At 53.2% G+C, this 7,678-nt stretch carries 6 protein-coding genes and 2 tRNA genes; 7 read left to right on the forward strand and 1 reads right to left on the reverse strand.

Translation table 11 applies throughout. The features are described 5' to 3' along the window. The first annotated feature begins 141 nt into the window (after nucleotides 1–141). Together lptF and lptG are read left to right on the forward strand one after the other, a co-directional pair. The gene (gene lptF, locus Q4501_RS17875; RefSeq protein WP_303597623.1) at nucleotides 142–1,245 is read left to right on the forward strand and encodes an LPS export ABC transporter permease LptF; all 1,104 of its coding nucleotides are present in this window, start codon (nucleotides 142–144) and stop codon (nucleotides 1,243–1,245) included. Beyond that, nucleotides 1,238–2,299: an LPS export ABC transporter permease LptG gene (lptG, locus tag Q4501_RS17880; RefSeq protein ID WP_303597624.1), complete on the forward strand. Its 1,062-nt coding sequence runs from the start codon at nucleotides 1,238–1,240 to the stop codon at nucleotides 2,297–2,299. Before lptF ends, lptG begins: the two co-directional genes overlap by 8 nt. 18 nt (nucleotides 2,300–2,317) lie before the next feature. Here the strand turns inward: lptG and Q4501_RS17885 are convergent, their stop codons facing one another. Then, a complete protein-coding gene (locus Q4501_RS17885) occupies nucleotides 2,318–2,857 on the reverse strand; it encodes an RDD family protein (RefSeq protein WP_303597625.1) in 540 nt (179 codons plus the stop codon). Nucleotides 2,858–2,998: 141 nt separating this feature from the next. Between Q4501_RS17885 and alaS the strand changes: the two genes are divergently transcribed. From alaS to Q4501_RS17910, 5 genes are all read left to right on the forward strand, one after another. After that, on the forward strand, nucleotides 2,999–5,629 hold the full coding sequence (gene alaS, locus Q4501_RS17890; protein ID WP_303597626.1) for an alanine--tRNA ligase: 2,631 nt from the start codon (nucleotides 2,999–3,001) through the stop codon (nucleotides 5,627–5,629). A gap of 109 nt (nucleotides 5,630–5,738) precedes the next feature. Further along, entirely contained in the window at nucleotides 5,739–6,977 is a 1,239-nt protein-coding gene (locus Q4501_RS17895; protein WP_303597627.1) for an aspartate kinase, read from the forward strand. Nucleotides 6,978–7,124: 147 nt separating this feature from the next. Continuing rightward, nucleotides 7,125–7,322, forward strand: a complete 198-nt coding sequence (csrA, locus tag Q4501_RS17900) for a carbon storage regulator CsrA (RefSeq protein WP_303597628.1) — start codon at nucleotides 7,125–7,127, stop codon at nucleotides 7,320–7,322. A 127-nt stretch (nucleotides 7,323–7,449) separates the two neighbouring features. Continuing rightward, a tRNA-Ser gene (locus tag Q4501_RS17905) sits at nucleotides 7,450–7,539 on the forward strand. Between the two features lie 62 nt (nucleotides 7,540–7,601). Next, nucleotides 7,602–7,678 (forward strand) — tRNA-Arg (locus tag Q4501_RS17910).

Here is a 7,678-nt window from a genome sequence, read left to right on the forward strand (position 1 = left end):
AGCAGGTTAGTTCACTTAACCGGCAGAGTATCTGTCACGGCCTTAACGTCGCTGTACTGTCATTCGGCCCCAAGGTTACTTAGAATACGCGCAGTTATCCTATTCCTCCATGTTTCGGTCTACACGGGCAGAAAAACCGTTTTGAGCATTATTTTCCGCTATCTCATACGTCAGGTTATGGTCAGTATGGTTGCCGTTTCGGGCATCCTTTTGCTGGTATTTATGAGTGGGCGATTTCTTAAATATCTGGCCGGCGCCGCAGAGGGCAAGATTGCACCGGGCGTTCTGTTTGAAATCATGGCTTACCGTTTTCCAGGATTTCTTGAGCTTATTCTGCCGCTGGGATTATTCATCGGCATATTGCTTGCCTACGGGCGGATGTATCTGGAAAGCGAAATGACCGTTCTCTCGGCCTGTGGTGTGAGTGACCGTCAGCTGCTCTCGAAAACCCTGATGGGCAGCCTTGTAGTAATGCTGATCGTAGGAAGTATGAGCCTGGTCATCTCGCCCTGGGGTATGAAACAGGTGGAAGAGATTTTCGCCGAGCAGGCAAAGGCGACGGAATTCGAGTTGCTTGCACCAGGCCGCTTTCAGGAGCTTTCATCGGGTGGGCGAGTAACCTATACCGAAGCACTCAGTGATGATAAGCGTCGTCTCGAGGGTGTATTCATCGCAGAGTACGGCCGTGATGGATCGGGTGTGAGTGTTATTGCCGCTGATTCCGGATCCCAACTTATTGATGAGGACACGGGTAGTCGCTTTCTCATTCTGGAAAACGGGGCCCGCTTCGACGGTATACCGGGAAAACTGGATTACCAGATTACCGGTTTTGAAGCCTACGGCCTGAAAATCCGTAGCGGTAGCAGCGGCGACGTGGAACTGGACGAGGGAGTGACAACCTTACAGCTCATGCGTTCAGATGATCCGAGAGACAGGGCCTTGCTGCACTGGCGGTTCTCATTACCGCTGATTGTTCCGATTGTGACGCTGCTGGCGGTTCGGCTCAGTAGGGTTAATCCGAGGCAAGGACGGTTTTTTCATCTTTTGCCCGCGATGCTGGTTTATATCGCCTATCTTGGCCTGCTTATCGTTGCCCGCGATGCTATGTCTGACGGCAAGGTTCCTGAGTGGTTGGGAATGCTCTGGGTGCATGCAATCTTCCTGGCCCTTGGTCTCTGGCTGCAGTTTGGTCCGGCCTGGCTCCACAAAAGAAGAGTGAAGCAGGAAGGGGTGGCCAATGCGTAAGATTGATCGTTATGTAATGCGAAACGTTGGCGGAGCTATGCTCCTGGTGATGGTTGTGGTGCTGTCCCTGGATCTCATTTTCGCCTTCGTTGCCGAGTTGGAGGACACAGAGAACAACTACCGGATTCTGGATGCGCTCTGGTACGTGGTGCTGACCTTGCCGCGTCGCATATACGACTACCTGCCGTTGGGAGCCTTTATGGGCTGTCTTGTCGGACTGGGTGCAATGGCCAGCTCGTCTGAGCTTACGGTGATTCGCGCGGCTGGTGTTTCGATCAAGCGAGTTGTCTGGTCGGCAATGAAGCCGGCGTTGATTATTGTTCTGACTGGCGTTCTTATCGGTGAATACTTGGCGCCCCCTGCGGAGCGAGCTGCCCAAAGCTACAAGGCGGTTGCGCTCGGTGCCGGGCAGAATGTAGCGGCGGCACATGGTGTGTGGCACCGTGAGGGTAATACGTTTATGCATCTTAATGCGGTGCAGACGAATGGAGTGCTGCACGGCGTGTCTCTGTTCCGCTTTGATGATCAGCGTCAGTTGATGTCTTCAAGTTTTGCAGAGCGGGCGACCTATCAGGGCGACCATTGGTTGTTGGAAAACTCTACCACCACGCGCCTCGAAGGCGACTCAACGAGCCGTGAGAACCATGAGTCTCTTCGCTGGGATACCGGTCTTTCTCCGGACGTGCTGAGTGTGTTGATCGTCAAACCGGAAAACCTTTCCATGACTGGCCTGTTTACTTACGCCAGCTATCTTGGTGATCAGGAACTGAATGGAGCTCCTTACTGGCTGGCTTTCTGGAAGAAAGCGCTGATGCCTCTGGGAACCGGGGTGATGGTTCTGGTCGCGATTTCCTTTATATTCGGGCCGCTGCGCTCGGTGACCATGGGCTTTCGAGTGTTTACCGGCCTGCTCGTGGGGCTTTTGTTCAAATACATGCAGGATCTTCTGGGCCCCATGAGTGTGGTCTACGGCTTTAACCCGGCGCTTGCCGTTCTCGTTCCAATTGCGATCAGTGCGGTTTTTGGTGCGGTGCTGATGCGGCGGGCAGGGTAAGAGCCCCTGTTCGCCGGATTAACCTGCTTTGGTTTTATGGGGCAGGGCAACGACCACGCTTTCTGACAGCCTGTCTGTCAGGGAAAGCCCATTTATGGGGTAGAACAGCGCTATCATTGCCGGAATGCTGAGGAACAGGGTTGCCGAGCCCATAGAATAGCCAGCCAGCAGCGCCAGAAAAAACACAGCAGCAGCTGTCACATAGCGCCGAAGAGCCTGGCTCCAGCTCACGGACGTGCCGTCGAGGTTCTCAATACGGACACGCCATACCTGCATTCCCAGCGTCTGTCCTATCCGTGTCCAGAAGTAGGCAAAAAACAGGTACATCACCAGAAACAATACGAACGTCAGCCCGGGGTCTCCGGATAATTGACCGGCTTCCGCCTTCTGAGCGAGACGATCCCAGCCCGTAATCCAGCCAGTTATCATGGTGTATATCCAGGTGGTAACCAGAAGCACGGCAATGCTGATCAATCCGTCGTAAATAATGGCCAGTGATCTTTTGAGAAATGTCGCTGGGGGAAGTAGTTCGTCAGCGGCGTGGAAGCGGCGGGGCATGGGGTCTCCTGTGATGTTTCACGTTTTGCCTGTACTCAGCGTGTGCTAGAGTAGCCGATTTGCACACGCATGTAAGTATTCGAATTCAATCGCGGATCCGGCCGTTATACGGTGGGGTTTCTGGAAAGGTATCAAAGGGCTATGAAAACCGCAGAGTTGCGACAGGCATTTCTTGATTATTTTAAACAGCAAGGTCACTCCATCGTTCCGAGCAGCTCTCTGGTGCCGGCAGATGATCCGACGCTTCTGTTCACCAATGCGGGGATGAATCAGTTCAAGGATGTGTTTCTTGGGCGAGAGGAGCGCGACTACAACCGCGCAACCAGCTCACAGAAATGCGTTCGTGCCGGCGGCAAGCATAACGACTTGGAAAACGTGGGTTACACGGCGCGCCACCATACGTTCTTCGAAATGCTGGGCAACTTCAGTTTTGGTGACTACTTCAAACGTGAAGCAATCAACTATGCGTGGACGTTCCTGACCGGAGAGCAGTGGTTGAACCTGCCGGCCGAAAAACTCTGGGTGACCGTCTATGCCGATGATGACGAAGCCTATGATATATGGAACAAAGAAGTAGGCGTGCCTGCAGATCGTATTGTCCGAATTGGAGACAACGGCGGGGCTCCCTATGCATCAGACAACTTCTGGCAGATGGGTGACACTGGCCCTTGCGGCCCCTGCACCGAAATTTTCTACGACCATGGCCCGGAAGTGGCTGGAGGCCCTCCCGGAAGCCCGGAAGAAGATGGCGACCGCTACATCGAGATCTGGAACGTGGTCTTCATGCAGTATAACCGCACCGCTGATGGTGAAATGCTCAACCTGCCGAAGCCTTCTGTTGATACGGGAATGGGACTGGAGCGAGTTACAGCTGTTTTGCAAGGCGTACACAGCAACTACGAAATTGATCTTTTCGACGACTTGCTGAAAGCTGCGTCGGCCATACTCGGCGGCGCCGCAACGACCGAAGCCAGCCTGCGTGTGGTTGCCGATCATATCCGCTCCTGTGCGTTCCTGATTTCCGATGGCGTTATGCCCTCCAATGAAGGCCGCGGTTTTGTGCTACGGCGCATAATCCGTCGGGCTGCCCGACACGGCAACAAGCTGGGTGCCACCGGCCCGTTCTTCTACAAGTTGACGGGTGCTCTGGTTGAATTGATGGGAGAGGCATTTCCGCAACTGATCAGCAGTCGAAAGCAGATCGAGAGAGTGTTGTTGCAGGAAGAGGAGCAGTTTGTAAAAACTCTGGACAAGGGTTTGCGGCTTCTGGAACAGGACATTGCCGAGCTGAAAGGCGAGGTTATCCCGGGCGAAACCATTTTTACGCTTTATGACACTTATGGCTTCCCGGTGGACCTGACCAATGATATCGCTCGTGAGCGCGGCCTGACACTGGATTACGAAGGCTACGAAAAAGCCATGGAACGCCAGCGTGAACGTGCCAGAGCTGCCAGTAAATTTGGCATGGATTACAACGCCACCGGCCTGAGCATTGACGGAAAAACCGAGTTTACCGGATACGACCAGGTGGATGGCCATGAGCGCGTTCGTGCTGTAATCGTTAACGGCGAATATAAAACGGCAGAGGCTGGTGATGAAGCGGTTGTAGTACTGGAGCGCACGCCCTTCTATGCCGAGTCCGGTGGTCAGGTGGGTGATACCGGTTTGCTGACTTGGAGCGGGGGACGCTTTAAAGTAACTGACACCCGTAAAGACGGTGATAATCACCTTCATGTAGGCACTTTGATCGAGGGTGAACTGTTTGACGGTCTGGAAGTTGACGCCCGCATTGATCACGTACGCCGCGACCGGACTCGTCGAAATCACTCTGCTACACATCTGTTGCATGCGGCATTGCGCAAGGTGCTGGGCGAGCACGTCGGCCAGAAGGGTTCGCTGGTTGACCCGGACAAGCTGCGTTTCGACTTTTCACACTTTGAGGCGGTCACGCCTGAGCAATTGAAAGAAATCGAGCGCCAGGTGAACGAGCAGATCCTTGAAAATACGGCCGTTCAGACCGACATTACCGACATGGAGCAGGCGCAGAAAAAAGGCGCGATGGCTCTGTTTGGTGAAAAGTACGGTGATGTTGTGCGGGTTTTGAGCATGGGTACAGAGAGCTACTCTGTAGAGTTGTGTGGTGGTACTCACGTAGCTCGCACTGGTGACATCGGTCTGTTCCGTATTACTTCAGAAAGTGGCATTTCTTCCGGTGTTCGCCGTATTGAAGCGGTTACCGGCTTTGGTGCGCTTGAATGGGTGGATGAAACCGAGCGTACGCTTCGTGAAGCAGCTCGCCTTGTAAAAGGTAGCCGGGAGACGGTGATCGACAAGGTGCAGCAAACCATTGACCGCAATCGTCAACTCGAGAAGGATGTCGACGCACTGAAAGCAAAACTTGCCAGTTCGGCAGGAAGTGACCTGGCTGACTCCGCAGTTGAAGTGGCCGGCCTCAAAGTGGTTGCTTCTGAACTCGAAGGAGCGGACCGCAAGGCGCTGATGGAAACCACGGATCAACTCAAGAACAAACTGGGTGAAGGTGTGGTCGTTCTTGCGAGTGTTGCGGATGGAAAGGTGACTCTTGTCGCGGGCGTTACCAAATCCGCCACGGGGCGTATCAAGGCGGGTGATTTGATGAAGCATTTGTCTGGCTTGCTGGATGGTAAAGGCGGCGGCCGGCCCGATATGGCTCAGGGCGGTGGCAACGATCCTTCGAAGCTCGCCGAAGCCCTCGCAGGTGTGCCGGCGTGGGTTGAAAAAAATATCGCATAAGCAACTGTTTTTCTGTGGCGGTCGAGGTTTATAATTCTTGCCGCTTGTTTTTTGACGGGCAGGGCTCTGGGCTCTGCCGCAGCTCTCTGATTCGAATACTGGAAAGATAATGGCTCTGTTGGTTCAGAAGTTTGGTGGCACCTCGGTAGGCACAACCGAGCGAATAGAAGCAGTTGCGGAGAAGGTCTCTGGCTTCCGCAAAGAAGGCCACGATGTGGTGGTTGTGGTTTCTGCCATGAGTGGCGAAACCAACCGGCTTATCGCTCTGGCTAATAACATAATGGAAGAGCCCACGCCGCGTGAGATGGATGTTCTCGTTTCAACGGGAGAGCAGGTGACCATAGCTCTCCTGTCCATGGCGTTGCAGAAGCGGGGTTGCGAAGCCCGTTCCTATACCGGGTCTCAGGTGCGCATTCTGACTGACAGTATGCACACCAAGGCCCGTATCAAGCAGATTGACGAGCAGCGTATGCGCGAAGATCTGAATGCTGGCCGTGTGGTGGTTGTAGCCGGATTTCAGGGTGTTGATGAGAGTGGCAGTATTACCACTTTGGGCCGGGGCGGCTCGGATACCACGGCTGTCGCTCTAGCCGCCGCTCTGAAGGCTGACGAGTGTCAGATCTATACCGATGTGGACGGTGTTTACACCACCGATCCCAGGGTTGTGGACAGTGCCCGTCGCTTGAAGCAGATTACATTTGAAGAAATGATGGAAATGGCGAGCCTGGGCTCCAAAGTACTCCAGATTCGCGCCGTAGAATTTGCGGGCAAATACAACGTTCCGTTGAGGGTTCTCTCCAGCTTCGAGGAAGGTGAGGGGACTCTGATTACATTTGAGGAAAATACTGCCATGGAACAACCGGTTGTCTCCGGCATCGCTTTTAACCGTGATGAAGCGAAAGTTACGATTTCGGGTGTCCCCGACACTCCGGGTAGCGCGCTGCGTATTCTGAAGCCGATAAGTGATGCCAACATTGATGTGGACATGATAGTCCAGAACGTTGGCGAGGATAACCGGACTGCCTTCACCTTTACGGTTCATCGCAACGATTTTAAACGTGCGAAAGATGTGCTTCAGCGGGTTTCCGATGAGTTGGGAGCCCGTGAAGTGGGCGGTGACACCAAAATTGCGAAAGTCAGTATTGTTGGTGTTGGCATGCGCTCTCATGCGGGAGTTGCAACCAAAATGTTTGAAGCGCTTTCGGTCGAGGGTATTAATATTCAGATGATCGCCACATCGGAAATCAAGATTTCGGTGGTGATTGACGAAAAATACCTTGAGCTTGCAGTTCGTGCTCTTCACAGTGCATTCGAGCTCGATAAGCCCGGTGTAGAAGAAACCTTATAAAAAGAGACTCATTTTCTGACCTTGTGATTGCGTGTGACCGTATAAGGAAATGTGCATTTATGGTTGGCTAGTGTTCTCGATAGAAACGTCGAACCAATTTAAACATTGCTTGTCGGAACACGTAGTTCTGAATAGGGAGTAAGGGATATGTTGATTTTAACTCGCCGCGTTGGTGAAACTCTGATGGTCGGTGACGACGTTACGGTTACAGTACTCGGAGTGAAAGGCAATCAAGTGCGTATCGGGGTTAATGCACCGAAAGAAGTTGCGGTGCACCGAGAAGAAATTTACCAGCGTATCCAGTCGGAAAAAGACGTGGATGAGCCAGAGCCGGGCAACAGCTGAGTAGATAGTTAGACCGTTTGGGTAAGGCGTGAGCGGTTTTTTTGTTTTTGGGGCAAATGAAGGCTAAAAAAATCGTGTCAACCCTATGAAAACAGAAAAATTATGGTAGTATACGCCCCGTTCTGAAGGAGAGGTGGGTGAGTGGCTGAAACCAGTTCCCTGCTAAGGAACCGTACGCGAAAGCGTACCGAGGGTTCGAATCCCTCCCTCTCCGCCATTTCCTTTTCAGGAAAGCGGAACAGGTTGATGTAGCACCCAACCACAGTAAGTGATCAATGCGCGGCTGTAGCTCAGCTGGATAGAGTACTCGGCTACGAACCGAGCGGTCGGAGGTTCGAATCCTCCCAGCCGCGCCA

This window comes from Marinobacter sp. 2_MG-2023, assembly GCF_030546935.1.
Lineage (GTDB): Bacteria > Pseudomonadota > Gammaproteobacteria > Pseudomonadales > Oleiphilaceae > Marinobacter.